Below are 14,207 nucleotides of genomic sequence, written 5' to 3'. Positions count from 1 at the left end.
CGGGTGCAAGGCCTCACCCCCCGTACAAGCCCTCGATCTCCCCCGCGTACCGCTCCGCCACCGCCCTCCGCCGGAGCTTCAGCGTCGGGGTCAGGGTCCCCGAGGCGATCGTGAAGTCCTCGGGGAGGACGTGGAAGGCCCGGATGCGGGCCGGGCGGGAGACCGTGGCGTTGGCCTCCGTCACGGCCGCCTCGATCAGGGCGCGGACCGCCGGGTGGGTGGATGGGGCGGCGCCCAGGTCGTGGCCCTCGCGGGCCGCCCAGGCCCCGATCTCCTCCGCGTCCAGGGTGATCAGGGCCACCGGGTGCGGCCGGCGGTCGCCGATCATCACCGCGCGGGAGACGTAGCGCGAGCGCTGGATGGCGAACTCGACCTCCGTCGGGGTGAGGTTCTTCCCCGCCGAGGTGATGACGATCTCCTTCTTGCGACCGGTGATCCGCAGGTACCCCTCGGCGTCCAGTTCGCCCAGGTCGCCGGTGTGCAGCCAGCCCTCCGGGTCCAGCGCCTCCGCCGTTGCCTTCTCGTTCGCGTGGTAGCCCGGGAACACCATCGCCCCCCGCGCCAGCACCTCCCCGTCCTGCGCGATCCGCACCTCGCAGCCAGCGATCGGGCGCCCCACCGTCCCGTACCGCACCGCGTCCGGGTGGTTGAGGGAGATGACACCGCCCGACTCCGTCATCCCGTACCCCTCGTACACCGCGATCCCGCAGGCCCGCAGCAGGTCCAGGGTCGCCGGGGCGATCGGGGCGCCGCCGGTGAGCGCCCACTTCAGGCGGCCCCCGAAAGCGCCCCGGACCAGGGAGTACAGCGATTTCTCGGCCGCCTCGCACTCCTCCCGCCGGGATTCCGGCAGCCGGCCCTCCGCCGCCAGCACGCCCAGCCGCACCGCCTCCTCGAGGCGTTCCCGGCCGCCCTCCTGGGCCTCCGCCAGGGACAGCACCACCGAGTGGAGCTTCTCGAACAGCCGGGGCACGGAGGGGAGATGGGTCGGGCGGACCACCGCCAGCTCCGCCAGCACGTCCTCGATCCTGCCGCCGAAGTAGCAGAGCTCACCGCCCTCCAGCAGCGTCGAGAACTGGATCAGCTGTGCCAGCAGGTGCGCGAGCGGCAGGTAGAGGTACGTCGAGTCCCCCGGGCCGCCCCTGATCAGCGGGAGGGTGGCGTCCTGGATCGCGCCGAGGTTCCCGTGGGTGAGGCGGCAGCCCTTCGGCAGGCCCGTGGTGCCCGAGGTGTAGACGATCGACGCGTCCGCCCCGGGCGCGACGGCCGCCGCGCGCGCGAGGAGTTCGGCCTCCGGGGCCTGCGGCAGGGACGGCAGTGCGTCCATCCCCACCACCGCCCGCAGCGCGGGAAGTTCGGCCCACAACGCCTCGACCCGTTGCGCCTGCGCCGCGTCGTCGCAGACCACGACCACCGCCTCGGAGTCCGCCAGCACCCAGGCGAGCTCCTCCTCCCCCGCCGTCGGATACACGGGGACGAGGACCGCGCCCGCCGCCAGCACCCCGAAGTGGGTGTACGTCCACTGCGGCCGGGTCTCCGCCAGCACGGCCACCCGCTCGCCCGCGGCCACCTCCATCCCGAGCAGGGCCCGCCCGACGGCCCGCACCTCCGCGCCCAGTTCCCCGTACGTGCGGGTCTGCCAGCCGCCGTCTCCCGGCGCCCGGAACCTGAGTGCGGTCTCCGGCCCGTACCGCTCCTCGGTCCACTGGGTGAACTGCGCCAGCGTGCTCGGCCTGCCGTCGACGTCCATCGCATGCCCTCCCCGGGAGTTGGTGACCCCCGACGCTAGGCAGCCGCGGCGCCCGAAGGGCATGACCGGAAGCGTCACCCGCACTGACCGGATCGCTCACGAACACCCGCCGTCCGCCCGACCGTTGCGGATGACAGAGTGGGATTTTCAGGTAAGGCGACACGGAGGTTTCACCGATGTCCGATACGCGTTGTCCTCGCACCGCCACCGAGGGCACGTGGGGCGTTCCCCTCCTGGTGCTCGCGCCGCCGGCGGTCATCCGGCTCTTCGCGGATCCCACCGGCGCGTGGCTCATCGCCTGCTGGGCCCTGTGGATCCTGGCCGCCGTGCTGGTGGCGGCCGGATGGGTCGCGGTGGCGCGCCATGGATCGCGCGGGCGCGCCTGGGGCACCTGCCTGCTCGTGCACGCGGTGCTGGCCTGGCAGTTGGCGTTGCTGCTCATACGGCATTAGCCGAGGCCGCCGCTTCCGTATCGCGCTGCCGTGCGGGGAGCTACCGTCGGACCATGGGGAGGCGGACGATCACCGTGCACCATGTGCGGGCCGTGCTCGCGGGGGCCCGCGGCAGCGGCATCGACACCGTGCCGCTGCTCCAGGAGGCGCAGATCCCGCCGCTGCTGCTGGGCGACGACCGGGCCCGGATCACGCCCGCGCAGTTCGCCCGCCTGTTCCGCGCGCTGTACCGGACCACGCAGGACGAGTTCCTCGGCCTCAGTCCGGTCCCCAGCCGCCCCGGCACCTTCGCGATGATGTGCTACGCCTCCCTCGGCTGCCGGGACCTGGGCGCGGCCATGGAACGCGCGGCCGCCTTCTACGGGCTGTTCCCGGGCGGCCCCGAGCTGGCGCTCGAAGTCGTGGGCGCCGAGGCCCGGTTCACCGTGCGCAACGACTTCGCCCGCGACGAGGAGCGGTTCCTCACCGAGTGCGTGCTGGCCATCTGGCACCGGCTGAGCAGCTGGCTGATCGGCCGGCGCATCCCGCTCGCGTACGCCGCCTTCGCCTATCCCCCGCCGCCGCACAAGGACGAGTACGAGATCCTCTTCGACTGCCCGGTCCACTTCGGGGAGACCCGTACGGGCGCGGCGTTCGACGCGCACTGGCTGACCGCGCCGCTCGTACGGGACGAGCCCGCGCTCGACGCGATGCTGCGCCGCGCCCCCTTCGACCTGCTGTCGCGGCCGGAGTACGGGACCACGGTCGCGGAACAGGTCCGCCGGACCCTGACCCAGCAGCTGCGCGGTTCACCGCGGCTGCCCGCGCTCGGGGAGGTGGCGGCGCGCCTCGCGGTGTCCCCGGCGACGCTGCGGCGCCGCCTCCAGCAGGAGGGGACCTCCTTCCAGCAGCTGAAGGACCACGTCCGGCGGGACGCGGCGATCGCGGGCCTGGCGGAGAGCGGCGAGCCGATCGCGGAACTCGCGGCCCGGCTGGGCTTCTCGGAGGACACGGCCTTCCACCGCGCCTTCCGCCGCTGGACGGGCACGACCCCGGGCGCCTACCGGATAGCCTCCGGCGGCTAGAACTGGGGCTCCGCGCCCGGCAATGGCTCCGGACCCGCGAGGATCAGCGGCGGGGGCCGAACGGGGCGGCCACCGCCGAGAGCAGGAGGCCGAGCAGGCCCAGGGCGGCGACGCCGAGGGTGGCCAGATGGAGGGCGGTCTCCCAGGTTTCCGGCTTGCCGTAGAGCCGGTCGCCGAGGCCGCGGGCCTGCCCGGTGAAGGCGAGCTTTCCGCTGCCGTCCTTCGTGATCTCGTCGGCGTACGCGTAGAGCGTGCCGGTGTGCGACGTGCCGCCGGCGGTCCACCGGGTGCCGTCGCACTTGGCGGTGCCGCGGCTCCCGCTGCCGCCGCGGACGAAGGTCTCCGTACCGCAGCGCGAGGGCAGTTCGACGGTGGCCGGGGAGCCGAAGGCGTAGGCGGCGCCCCAGCCGGCCGGCTTCTGGGAGGCCATGCCGACGAAGAAGAAGATGCCGGCGGCTATGGCCGTCACGGCGAGGCAGAGCGTCGCCCGCTGCTTGAACTTCTCTCCGCGTCCGGCCACGGAATCCCCCCAAGATGGTTGTGTCCACGTCAAATCGGCGGTTTTCAGCCATCCGAATGGCTGATTCCGGCCCCGGCGTGTCGCGCGTTTGTACCGCACCCGCGCCCCGCCCGACAAGGGTTGCGATTCCCGGCCAGGAAAGCTGAGCTGCGCGGTCAGCGACGTTCCGACCGGTCGGTCACTACCTTCACCTCACCTACCCCCGCACGGACCCTTGGGAGAGCCGCCCATGCGATTCCGAAGCACCGCCCTGACCGCCGTCGCCGCCCTGGCCCTCTCGGCCGGGATCCCCGCCACCACGGCAACCGCCGCCGCCGAAGCCGAGGCCACGGCCGAATCCGGCCGCCCCGGAGACCTGGTCAGCAGCGCCCCGTCCGCCTTCCACCCGCTGCCCGGCCAGCCCACCAACACCAAGGCCTGGAAGATCCACTACCGCTCCACCGCCGCCGACGGCGCCCCGAACACCGTCTCCGGCACCGTCGTCGTCCCGCAGGACGGCCGCACCGGCCCCCGCCCGCTCATCACCTACGCCGTCGGCACCGTCGGCATGGGCGACTCCTGCGCGCCCAGCAACAACCTCCCGTACGGCACCGCCATGGAGGCCAACCTCATCCAGCAGCTCACCCTGCGCGGCTGGGCCGTGGTCGTCACCGACTACGAGGGCCTCGGCACCCCGGGCGTGCACACCTACACGGTGGGCCCCTCGGCCGGGCACGCCATGCTCGACGCGGCCCGCGCCGCCACCCGGCTCCCGGAGGCGGGCCTGCCGGCCGACACCCCCGTCGGCATCATGGGCTACTCCCAGGGCGGCCAGGCCAGCAGCTGGGCCGCCGAGCTGCAGGGCTCGTACGCCCCGGAGCTGAAGGTCAAGGGCACGGCGACCGGCGGCGTCCCGGCCGACCTGCTGAAGGTGGCCGACTTCAACGACGGTTCCTACGGCTCCGGGCTGATCTTCATGGCGGCCGCCGGCCAGGACGCCGCCTTCCCCGAGCTGAAACTGGACTCCTACCTCAACCCGGCCGGCAAACTGCTGGTCGCCGGCATGAAGGAGAACTGCGTGGCGATCGACGCCATCGCCGGCTCCTTCAAGCGGATCTCCGACCTGACGACGCGCAACCCGCTCGACCAGCCCGACTGGCAGGCCCGGCTGAACCAGAGCAGGCTCGGGCGCACCGCCCCGGCCGCGCCGGTGTACCAGTACCACGCGCTCGGGGACGAGTTGATCCCGTACGGGGTGGGCCGCGGGCTGCGCTCCGACTGGTGCGCGAAGGGCGCGAACGTCGAGTTCGACACCATCTGGATCGGTGAGCACGTCAGCGGCGTGATCACCCAGTCCCTCGCGGTCGGCAACTGGCTCGCGGACCGCTTCGCCGGGCGCCCGACGCACGCCAACTGCTAGCCAACGCCCGCGGCACACATGCCCCGCCGGGTCACTCCACGGCGGGGCAGGACCGCGTGCCCGGCGGCAGCCGCCCGTCGATCAGGAAGTGGTCCACGTACTCCCGAACGCACGGCGAGGAGACGTAACCGGTGTGCCCCTCGCCCTTGTAGTCCACGATCACCGCCGAGCCGAGCCGCTTCGCCGTCTCCTCCGTCCACTCGTACGGGGTCGCCGGGTCCCCGCGGGTGCCGACCAGCAGCATGCGCGGGGCTCCCGGGCGGTCGATCTTCCGGATGAAGTCGGTGCCGGCGGGCCGCCCGTAGCAGGAGAGCACCGTCATCAGCTGGCGCGGGCCGAAGACCTTCGAGACCTCGAGGAACTCGCCCTTCAGGTCTGCCAGTTCCTTCTCTATGGCCGCCGGGGCGGCCTTGTCGTTCGACCGGTCCGGGTCGTCCGCGCAGTTCACGGCGGCGAGCGCGGCGTCGGCGTTGTCCGCGGACACCGCCCCGGGGCCGTCGTCCTGCGCCCCGCTGCCCGCCCCACCCTCGGAGGGGCCCATCGGTCCGCCGAGCTGGAGCAGCCCCACCGGGTCGCGGTCCCGTTCGGCCATCGCCAGCGCGTCGGCGAGCGCGGGCCACATGAGCTGCGAGTACAGGGCGGCGCCGATCGCGCCGACGGCATCCTGCCCGGTCACGTAGGAGCCGTCGTGGCCGACCAGCGGCTCCTCGTCGAGCCGGGCCACCAGGGCGCCCACATTCTCCTTGGCGGTGCGGGTGTTGGTCCCGTAGACGCAGCCCTGCTGGTGGGCGCACCAGGACAGGAAGTGGTCCAGGGCCCGCTGCTGGCCGCGCGCCGAGACGAGGGCCTGCTCCGCCAGCGGCTCGGTGAGGGTGTCCACGCCGTCGAGGACCATGCGGCCGGTGCTGCCGGGGAACTGCGCCGCGTACACGGCACCGAGCCGGGTCCCGTACGAGAAGCCGAGGTAGTGGAGCTTCTTGTCTCCCAGGGCCCGGCGGATCACGTCCATGTCGCGGGAGACGTGCACGGTCCCGATGTACGGGAGGACCGGGCCGGAGGCGAGCTCGCAGCGCCTGACCACGGCGCGCAGGGCGGCCAGCTGCGCGGCGGCGTGGTCTCCCGCCTCGTCGTCGGCCTGCTGGGAGCCGCCGCAGGAGACGGGCTCGCTGTGGCCGACCCCGCGCGGGTCGAAGGCGACGAGGTCGTAGCGCTCGCCGAGGTCGGCGAAGGCGTCGGGGTCGGCGGCCAGGCTCGCGATGCCCGGGGCGCCGGGGCCGCCGTAGTTCAGCAGGAGCGAGCCGATGCGCTTCTTGCGGTCGGTGGCCGGTATCCGGGCCAGGGCGATCTCGACCGTGCCCTTGCCGGGGGCCGCGTGGTCGAGGGGCACCTCGAGCGTCCCGCAGCGCATCCCGGCGGGCACGGGCCGCTCGGGGCAGTCCCCCCAGCGGATGGCGGCGGGAGGTGCGGAGCTCGGGCCGGGGCCGGGGCCGGGAGCCGCCCCGAGGCAGGTCACGACCAGCACGCAGGCGGCAGCTATGCGGGAAGGACCACGGGCAGGGCCACGGGAAGGGGACCGGCCACGGAAGCGGGAACGGGAGCGGGAACGGTGCACTGCACCCTCCTCGGGTGTCCCCCCGGACCGGTCAGCCCACCATAAGCGCGACCACGCGCCCCCGCCCCTCGGCCGGCCTCACCCCTCGCGGGGCTCACCGCCCGCGGGGCCCCGGTACAGCTCGTCGATCTGGCGCGCGTAGTCACGGGCGACGGCGCCCCGCTTCAGCTTCAGCGAGGGGGTCAGATGGCCGCGCGCCTCCGTGAAGTCGCCTTGGAGGATGGTGAAGCGGCGGATCGACTCGGCGCGCGACACCAGCCGGTTCGCGTCGTCGACCGCCCGCTGGAGGTCCGCCCGCAGTTCCTCGTCCCGCACCAGCTCGTAGATCGGCACCGTCTGCTTCTTGTGCATCTGGCGCCAGTGCAGCAGGCCGTCCGGCTCCAGGGTGATCAGTGCGGTGATGTACGGCCGGTTGTCGCCGACCACCATGCACTGGCCGACCAGGGGGTGGGCCCGCAGCCAGTCCTCCAGGGGCGCGGGGGCCACGTTCTTGCCGCCGGTGGTGATGATCACGTCCTTCTTGCGGCCGGTGATGGTGAGGTACCCGTCGGCGTCGAGCTCACCGATGTCGCCGGTCGGCAGCCAGCTCCCGTACGGGACGCCCTGCCCGCTGTTCCAGTACCCGGCGAAGACGTGGCGCCCGCCGAGCAGCACCTCCCCGTCGTCCGCGATCCGTACGGCCGTGCCCGGCAGGGGCCAGCCGACCGTGCCGAGCCTCGGCCGCAGCGGCGGGGTCACCGTCGACGCACCGGTCGTCTCCGTGAGCCCGTAGCCCTCGAAGACCTCGACGCCCGCGCCCGTGTAGAACGCGGCGAGGCGCCGGCCGAGCGGGGATCCGCCGCTGAGGATGTAGCGGACGCGGCCGCCGAGCGCGGCCCGGATCCGCCGGTAGACGAGCGGCTCGTACAGCGCCCGCGCGATGCGCAGCCCGAGCCCGGGCCTCTTGCCCTCGACGATCTCGCCGAAGCGCCGCGCGATGCGGGCGGCCCGGTCGAAGGACGAGGCACGGCCCATCTTCTCGGCGGTGGCGCGGGCGGTGTTGTAGACCTTCTCCAGGACGTACGGGATGGCGAGGAGGAAGGTCGGCCGGAACCCGGCGAGATCCGCCAGCAGGTCCTCGGTGCTGATGCTCGGCGCGTGCCCCAGCTTCACCCGGGCCCGCAGACAGCCGACGGCGACCATCCGCCCGAAGACATGGGACAGCGGCAGGAAGAGCAGGGTCGAGGCCGGATCCTTGCTGACCGACTTGAAGACGGGGTGCAGCAGGCCCACCGCATTGTCCACCTCGGCGAAGAAGTTCGCGTGGGTGATCACGCATCCCTTGGGCTGCCCGGTGGTGCCCGAGGTGTAGATGAGGGTCGCGACGGCCTCCGGCGTACGGGCGGCCCGCCGCGCGTGCACCACCCGGTCGGGCAGGTGCTCCCCGGCCTTGACCAGCCGGGCGAGGGCGCCGGTGTCGAACTCCCACAGGTGGGCCAGCCACGGCAGGTTCGCCCGCTCGGCGCTGATGATCCGCGCCTGCGCGGTGTCCTCGACGGCGCAGGCCACGGCGCCGGAGTCCTGGATGATCCAGCGTGCCTGGAGGGCGGAGGAGGTGGGGTAGATCGGTACGGTGACCAGCCCGGCGGCCCATCCGGCGAAGTCGAGCAGCGTCCACTCGTAGGTCGTGCGGGCCATGATGGCGAGCCGGTCGCCCTCCCTCAGCCCCTCGGCTATCAGCCCTTTCGCGACGGCGAGCACCTCGGCGGCGAACTGGGCCGCCGACACGTCCCGCCAGTTCCCGTCCCGGTCCTTGCGCGCGAGCACCGCCTCGCCGGGCGCCTCCCGGGCGTTGTCGAAGGGGATGTCCCCGAGCGACCCCTTCTGCGGCGGGCCCACCAGCGCGGGCACGTGCACCTCGCGCACCACCCCGTCGATGACCGTCTTGACGGGTTCGACGGGCTCTACGGGCCTGACCAGCCTCAGCTCGGCTTCCACGGCGGACTCTCCTCGGCTGGAATACGGAGTTACCGCCGGTAATCTACGTACCGGTAACCCGTCCGGCCACCCCCCTGACCGCCTTCTTCACGGACGCTCCACGCGACCACCGACTTCGTGGCTACGCCGCGACCGCCGTCTCATCGGGCGGACAGTCCCGGCAGCGGCCCGGTCCGGGTGCGCGGAAGGCGCGTTCGCAGCCGTCGCAGTTCTGGAGCGGGTCGGGGCGGCGGACCGGCCGGGCGACCGGGGTCGGCGGAAGGTGCGGCGGAAGGCTCGCCTGGAGGCGGTGCGCGATCAGGCCCGCCGGATGGCGGAGGGGGACGGGCAGGTCTCCGGCCAGGACCTGCCGTACGGCTTCGGGGTCGGCCCCGCGCTCCAGCCAGGCCATCACTCCGGGCGCGAGTCGCTTCACGTCCTTGTGCGCGAGCAACAGCCGGGGGTCGTCGGCACGCAGCCGCGAGAGCAGGTCCTCGGCCTCCTGCCGGAGCCGGGCGGGCGGCGCGTCCACTGCTGGTGGAGGTACGGGCTCGGGCTCGGGCTCGGGCTCCGGAACCGGCGCGGGCTCGGCCACCGGCTCCGGTTCCGGCTCCGGCTCCGGCTCCGGCTCCGGCTCCGGCTCGGCCACGGTCGGCATCCCGCGCGGCCGGTTGTAGGACACGGTCCGCGTGACCACCTGCCCGCCGGCCAGCCGGACGCGGCTGCGCTCCAGGTACCCGTACGCCTCCAGCTCCCGCAGGGCGGCGGCGATCCGGACCTCCCCCTCCGGGAACCGGTCGGCGAGCCTCTTGATGCCGACCTTCGCACCGGCCGGAAGCGACTGGATGTGGAGCGCCAGCCCGATCGCGACCAGCGACAACCCACGGTGCTGGGCAAGGTGGTTGCCGACCACTGTGTAGTGATCGGCATGCCGGACGTTGACGTGGACGACACCGGATTGGGCGGTCCCGGCACGAACACGGGACGACGCGCGCGGGGGCGCGCTAAGCTCGTTCAGAGCCATTGGGAAGGGGCTACTTCCTAGTTGGTCAGGCCCTCGACCGGGATTGCAGTCCCGCCGGGGGCCGTCTCATGTCTGATGTTGTGGGCCGAGCATATGCCCGCCAACCATCCACAAATCCAGCCCAGTTGGCACAGTTCACCCGTGTGAGTTACGGGAGCCGGAGGGCGAGGCAGGTTGGGTTGGGAGGGTTGGTTTCACCTCCGGTGATTTCAAGGGGTGACGTCCGAGCGCACCGGGTCGCGGGTCCCCGCGTCACGGTTCCCCCCGCCCCACGTCCGCCTCCGAATCGCGGAAATCCGCGACCCGGCCACCCACCGCGGTGACTATGCGGCGCGACCATTTCGCAGGGCCTGGATGAGCCAGGGGTACACCGGGATCAGGTTCGGCACCACCTGCCAGCCGTTGACGATCCACACCAGCCGCCAGTACCGGTCCACCCGGGGATCGTGCGCCTCTTCGAACCGCTGGGCCATCCAGTCCCGGAATTCCGTGTCAGGGGTGCGCGCGAACACCTCGGCGAAGCGGTGCACGAGGTCGTCGATGACGGGTGCTCCCCTGTCGCTGAGCGGGTCGATGCCCGACTCCATGGCCTCGGCCACCTTCTGACGGGTGAACCCCATCAGTTCCTCGCCGATCTCGCTCTCGATGCCCAGCGTGCGCCCGGAGGCCTGGCACGTGGCCGTCCGGCGCATCCGGGCCCGGAAGTCCTCGTCGCCGACCAGCTCGGCGAGTTCCACCCACGCGGCGACCTGCTCGCCGGACGGATCATCGGGGAGGTCGGGAGTGGCAGCGCGAACCATGGCCACCGCGGCCGGATCGCCATCCACTGTGCCGAAGGTGCCTTCCATGAAATCGTCGATCAAACGCCGGCGTTCCTCGCCGGACAACTGCGTGAGCCTGTGCATGAGCTTGGTCTCCTCGGGACTGGACCCGCGTCCGGCCACGACTCGCAGAACGCTCCGACGCAGTTGCAGCACCCGGATCTGGACGTCCACGGCATCGGCGTGCGCCGCGGCGACTTCCGCCACCGAGCGCTCGCGGTCCAGTACCCGTTGAATCGTGGCCAGGTCCATGCCCAGCTCGCGCAGTGTGCGGAGGAGTTCCAGACGAAGCAGTGCGTCGTGGTCGTAGAGCCGATAGCCGGCGGGGCTCCGGGTGGTCGGCGCCACCACCCCCGAATCGGAGTAGAACCGGATGGTCCTCACGGCCAAGCCGGTCCGCCGGGAAAGCTCCCCGATCGAGTAGAGGGTCGTAACGTCCATGTCCCCCACTCTGCTGTCTCCAGTCACTGGAGACTCAAGGTTGTCCTCGGACTCGTTCAGCTAGATGAAGTTCGTGCTCAGGTGGATGGAGAGCCAGACGAGCGAGAGACCCGCCGTCACCAGCACGCCGATGGTGATCAGCCCCGCCCGGCGCCGCGCGGGATCGGCGGCGAGCGCGACCAGCGCCGGACCCAGCGCCATGGCCCCGACGGTCAGGGCCGTGGACTCGGGGAGTTCGTGCCGGGAAATGGCTGCCACGACGACGATGATGAACCACTGGAGGGCGAAGGACGCCGCGACCGTCGTCTTCAACGGCCGTACGTTCAGCATCCACACGGCCCACATGAGCACCGGCACGGCCAGGAGCACCCACAACCCGATCCCCGCGAGCGGGTAAAAGGTGAAGCAGAGCGAGACGCTGTCCGCGCAGCTGCGCTGGTCCTGCGCGATGGCCCACAGCCACAGCGCCCTCGCCATCCAGCCCGTGGCCGCCCCGGCAACCGCGCTTCCCGTCACCACCCCGTAGATCTTGTTCATGCAGCCGAGGCTCGCAGCCCGACCGGGCCTGGTCCTGAGTACGGATACTCATTGATGGCATTGATGGCGCCGATGCCATTTTCCCCGCATTAGCATGGACATGATCCATCATTTCCGGGTCAAGTCGGGGGGAACCAGGTGTCGTTCGATGCGGAGTGGGCGCAGCACAAGGCTGCCGTCCTGGCCGGGCAGCAGTCGCCCGCCATGCGGCTCAACCAGGTGGCGCCGGAGGTGAGCGGCAGCCCGGGCAGCCTGCTGGCCGGGGCCGGGTCCATCAACGGCAACGCCAACCTCCTCATCGAGATCGCCGCGCTCCTGCACGAGGGCCGCCCGGACGGCGACGCCTCCACCATGGCCCGCGCCCCGCGGGCACACGCCGACGTCTCGAAGGAAGCCCTCCGCTTCGCCCGGTTCGCCGACGACCAGTTCAAGGACACGATCAGCCTGTTCGCCGCCCTCGCGACCCGTCTCAAGACGACCGGCACCAGCTTCGCCCACGTGGACGACGACACCGCCCGGTCCTTCCTCAACAACCTGCTCGAATCAGGGCAGTACGTACCGCCGGAGTGCAAGTGAGCGGGCTCAGCCATCGCAAGGACGTCGAGTTCCTGGAGGAGTGCAACCCTCCCCTCGTCGAGCGCAACGCCGCCGAGTTCCGCCGGCTGCGCGACCTCCTCGTCCAGGTGGAGGAGCCCGCCCGGCGGGCGGAGACCCGTACGCAGTGGCAGAGCGACGGCAGCCACACGTACACCTCACGCCTCGCCGAGGCCCGCCAGTTGGTGACCCACATGGCCGAGGGCTACGACAAGGCGGCCAGTGCCCTGAACGCCTATGCCCTGGCCCTGGCCACCGCCAAGACCCACTACCGCGACGGCAAGCGCTCCGAGCGGGCACTCGCCGCGCTGATCGGCACGAAGGGCACCGCGATCACCAAGGTCGCGCAGGAGGCCGAGCCCATGCGCCAGTGGGAGGACATGCGCGCCACGACCGGGGTCTTCGACTGGATGGCCGAGGTCACGATGGACGTGGACGACATCCGGGACGAGGCGAACCGGCTCCACGACGGCGCGGGCGGCAGCTTCCAGCTGGCCAAGACCACCGAGCAGGAGGCCCGCAGCACGTGCGTCCACGCGCTCCAGCAAGCGTACGAGTTGCTGCCCGACTTCAAGATGCAGGGCGGCGGCAGCCGGCCCGACCTGTACGCGGCCATGGCGGACATCCGCCGGGAGGCCGCGGAGGCCCGCACCAGCCCGCTGACCCATCTGCCGGGCAGCGGCCCCAAGCGGGAAATGACGGGGCCGCTCGGGAACGCCGAGATGTCGCCGGAGCTGCGTGACATCCGGATGCGGGTCGCAGGGCTGCCGGAGGCGGACGACAACTACTGGGACCCGCCGGGCAACGACAAGGAGAGGGCCGAGTGGATCTCCCACAACAAGGCGATCCTGCGCGCCGCTGCCCAGCGCTCCGGGCTGCCCGAAGAGCTGGTCGCGGGCATCGCCTGGAAGGAGATCGGCGGCCAGTACGGGATCATCGACGACGGTGTCGACACGGCACGCGGTCTGGCCGATACCTTCCTGAGCCCCATCACCCCCGAGAACCTCTTCAGCCGGGCGGGGGGAGCACCCGACGAGACCTCCTTCGGCCCGATCGCCATCCAGGTCCGACGCGGGGCCGAAGTGCTCGGCTACGATCCGGCGCACCTCACCGGCGACCAGCGCGACCTCGTCGAGGAGTCATTGCAGGACCCGAAGCAGAATGCTTTCATCGCCGCTGGTTTCCTTGCCCAGATCAAGGCGGAGGCGGGCTACGGCGACGTTCCCGCCGACCAGCTGACCGATGCCCAGATGCGGGAGATCGCCGCCCGCTACAACGGCGGCCCGTACTGGGAGTCTGACAAGGCCCAGAACTACGGCAATGATTTCGGCGACAATCTCGGCAAGGTGAAGGACGCGATGCGATGACGGACGGCCGCGGGGACGGGAACCCGCCCAGGGACCGTCGATGGGTGGGCTGGGTGTTCGGAGTGCCTCTCGGGCTCGTCCACCTGCTGAACGCCGCCCTCGTCTATCTCGCCGTGTCGGCGGGCCCGGCAGGCGAATGGGACACCCAGGGGTACGGCGGAACCGAGCTGGCCTGCCTGCTCGCCCTCTTCCTGAGCGTGACCGGGATCCTGATCACCCTCATCCCTCCCGTCCGCCGGACCATGGGCCTGTGGTGGCTCGCCCCGCCCCTCGTCCTGGGGGTGATCGCGTGGGTGCGTATCGCGACGCTCGGCTGAGGCTGCCGCGCGAGAACATCGACCTGCCCGAGGACCGGGGATGTCTGCGCTGGGTGCTCGGCGTCCCGCTCGGAATCATCCACCTGCTGAACGCCGCTGCCGTGTTCCTGGCCGTGTTCGTCGGGCCGCAGGCCGAATGGGACCACCAGGGCTACGAGAACACCGCCGCGATGTGCTTCGTCTCCGTGTGCCTCAGCGTGCTGGGCCTGCTCATCACCCTCATCCCCAGCGTCCGCCGGGCCATGGGCCCGTGGTGGCTCGCCGTGCCGGTCGTGCTCGGGACGATCGCGTACGTCCGCGGGGAGACCCTGGGCTGAGCACGCCGCAGCCCCCGCCCGGACGGGGGCGGGGGC

General features: G+C 72.0%; 14 protein-coding genes. 7 read left to right on the top strand and 7 right to left on the bottom strand.

What is annotated here, in order from left to right:
• Window positions 1-13: 13 nt before the first annotated feature.
• Window positions 14-1,750 (bottom strand): AMP-dependent synthetase/ligase, encoded by a 1,737-nt coding sequence (locus tag OHA89_RS21525; protein WP_406366860.1) that lies wholly within the window; start codon window positions 1,748-1,750, stop codon window positions 14-16.
• A gap of 176 nt (window positions 1,751-1,926) precedes the next feature.
• Between OHA89_RS21525 and OHA89_RS21520 the strand changes: the two genes are divergently transcribed.
• Together OHA89_RS21520 and OHA89_RS21515 are read left to right on the top strand one after the other, a co-directional pair.
• Entirely contained in the window at window positions 1,927-2,202 is a 276-nt protein-coding gene (locus tag OHA89_RS21520; protein ID WP_406366859.1) for a hypothetical protein, read from the top strand.
• A 53-nt stretch (window positions 2,203-2,255) separates the two neighbouring features.
• Entirely contained in the window at window positions 2,256-3,266 is a 1,011-nt protein-coding gene (locus OHA89_RS21515) for an AraC family transcriptional regulator (protein ID WP_266609380.1), read from the top strand.
• Window positions 3,267-3,309: 43 nt separating this feature from the next.
• Here the strand turns inward: OHA89_RS21515 and OHA89_RS21510 are convergent, their stop codons facing one another.
• On the bottom strand, window positions 3,310-3,786 hold the full coding sequence (locus OHA89_RS21510) for a hypothetical protein (RefSeq protein WP_266609379.1): 477 nt from the start codon (window positions 3,784-3,786) through the stop codon (window positions 3,310-3,312).
• Window positions 3,787-4,015: 229 nt separating this feature from the next.
• Between OHA89_RS21510 and OHA89_RS21505 the strand changes: the two genes are divergently transcribed.
• Complete coding sequence (locus tag OHA89_RS21505; protein ID WP_266609378.1) at window positions 4,016-5,185, top strand: lipase family protein; 1,170 nt, start codon at window positions 4,016-4,018, stop codon at window positions 5,183-5,185.
• A 31-nt stretch (window positions 5,186-5,216) separates the two neighbouring features.
• Here the strand turns inward: OHA89_RS21505 and OHA89_RS21500 are convergent, their stop codons facing one another.
• From OHA89_RS21500 to OHA89_RS21480, 5 genes are all read right to left on the bottom strand, one after another.
• Window positions 5,217-6,698, bottom strand: coding sequence for an alpha/beta hydrolase (locus tag OHA89_RS21500; RefSeq protein ID WP_406366858.1), 1,482 nt, complete (start codon window positions 6,696-6,698; stop codon window positions 5,217-5,219).
• A gap of 177 nt (window positions 6,699-6,875) precedes the next feature.
• Entirely contained in the window at window positions 6,876-8,762 is a 1,887-nt protein-coding gene (locus OHA89_RS21495) for a long-chain fatty acid--CoA ligase (RefSeq protein WP_266612351.1), read from the bottom strand.
• A 133-nt stretch (window positions 8,763-8,895) separates the two neighbouring features.
• Window positions 8,896-9,777 carry a helix-turn-helix domain-containing protein gene (locus OHA89_RS21490; RefSeq protein WP_406366857.1) on the bottom strand — a complete coding sequence of 294 codons (882 nt, stop codon included), beginning with the start codon at window positions 9,775-9,777 and terminating at the stop codon, window positions 8,896-8,898.
• A 323-nt stretch (window positions 9,778-10,100) separates the two neighbouring features.
• Window positions 10,101-11,039, bottom strand: a complete 939-nt coding sequence (locus tag OHA89_RS21485; protein ID WP_406366856.1) for a MerR family transcriptional regulator — start codon at window positions 11,037-11,039, stop codon at window positions 10,101-10,103.
• A 60-nt stretch (window positions 11,040-11,099) separates the two neighbouring features.
• A complete protein-coding gene (locus OHA89_RS21480; protein ID WP_406366855.1) occupies window positions 11,100-11,576 on the bottom strand; it encodes a hypothetical protein in 477 nt (158 codons plus the stop codon).
• Between the two features lie 138 nt (window positions 11,577-11,714).
• Between OHA89_RS21480 and OHA89_RS21475 the strand changes: the two genes are divergently transcribed.
• The 4 genes from OHA89_RS21475 to OHA89_RS21460 are packed head-to-tail and all read left to right on the top strand — an operon-like array spanning window position 11,715 to window position 14,171.
• On the top strand, window positions 11,715-12,152 hold the full coding sequence (locus OHA89_RS21475) for a hypothetical protein (protein ID WP_266609373.1): 438 nt from the start codon (window positions 11,715-11,717) through the stop codon (window positions 12,150-12,152).
• Window positions 12,149-13,537 carry a hypothetical protein gene (locus OHA89_RS21470; protein ID WP_266609372.1) on the top strand — a complete coding sequence of 463 codons (1,389 nt, stop codon included), beginning with the start codon at window positions 12,149-12,151 and terminating at the stop codon, window positions 13,535-13,537. Before OHA89_RS21475 ends, OHA89_RS21470 begins: the two co-directional genes overlap by 4 nt.
• The gene (locus OHA89_RS21465; RefSeq protein ID WP_266609371.1) at window positions 13,534-13,854 is read left to right on the top strand and encodes a hypothetical protein; all 321 of its coding nucleotides are present in this window, start codon (window positions 13,534-13,536) and stop codon (window positions 13,852-13,854) included. The genes OHA89_RS21470 and OHA89_RS21465 overlap by 4 nt, the downstream gene beginning before the upstream one ends.
• On the top strand, window positions 13,827-14,171 hold the full coding sequence (locus tag OHA89_RS21460; RefSeq protein WP_266609370.1) for a hypothetical protein: 345 nt from the start codon (window positions 13,827-13,829) through the stop codon (window positions 14,169-14,171). Before OHA89_RS21465 ends, OHA89_RS21460 begins: the two co-directional genes overlap by 28 nt.
• Window positions 14,172-14,207 lie beyond the last annotated feature (36 nt).

Source organism: Streptomyces sp. NBC_01546, assembly GCF_045208355.1.
Taxonomy (GTDB): Bacteria; Actinomycetota; Actinomycetes; order Streptomycetales; family Streptomycetaceae; genus Streptomyces.
This window is presented reverse-complemented; position numbering and strand designations above follow the sequence as displayed.

Coding starts and splice junctions, on each gene's coding strand:
- OHA89_RS21490 (WP_406366857.1), bottom strand. CDS start 9,777: ATGGCTCTGAACGAGCTTAGCGCGCCCCCGCGCGCGTCGTCCCGTGTT.
- OHA89_RS21505 (WP_266609378.1), top strand. CDS start 4,016: ATGCGATTCCGAAGCACCGCCCTGACCGCCGTCGCCGCCCTGGCCCTC.
- OHA89_RS21465 (WP_266609371.1), top strand. CDS start 13,534: ATGACGGACGGCCGCGGGGACGGGAACCCGCCCAGGGACCGTCGATGG.
- OHA89_RS21520 (WP_406366859.1), top strand. CDS start 1,927: ATGTCCGATACGCGTTGTCCTCGCACCGCCACCGAGGGCACGTGGGGC.
- OHA89_RS21525 (WP_406366860.1), bottom strand. CDS start 1,750: ATGGACGTCGACGGCAGGCCGAGCACGCTGGCGCAGTTCACCCAGTGG.
- OHA89_RS21480 (WP_406366855.1), bottom strand. CDS start 11,576: ATGAACAAGATCTACGGGGTGGTGACGGGAAGCGCGGTTGCCGGGGCG.
- OHA89_RS21515 (WP_266609380.1), top strand. CDS start 2,256: ATGGGGAGGCGGACGATCACCGTGCACCATGTGCGGGCCGTGCTCGCG.
- OHA89_RS21485 (WP_406366856.1), bottom strand. CDS start 11,039: ATGGACGTTACGACCCTCTACTCGATCGGGGAGCTTTCCCGGCGGACC.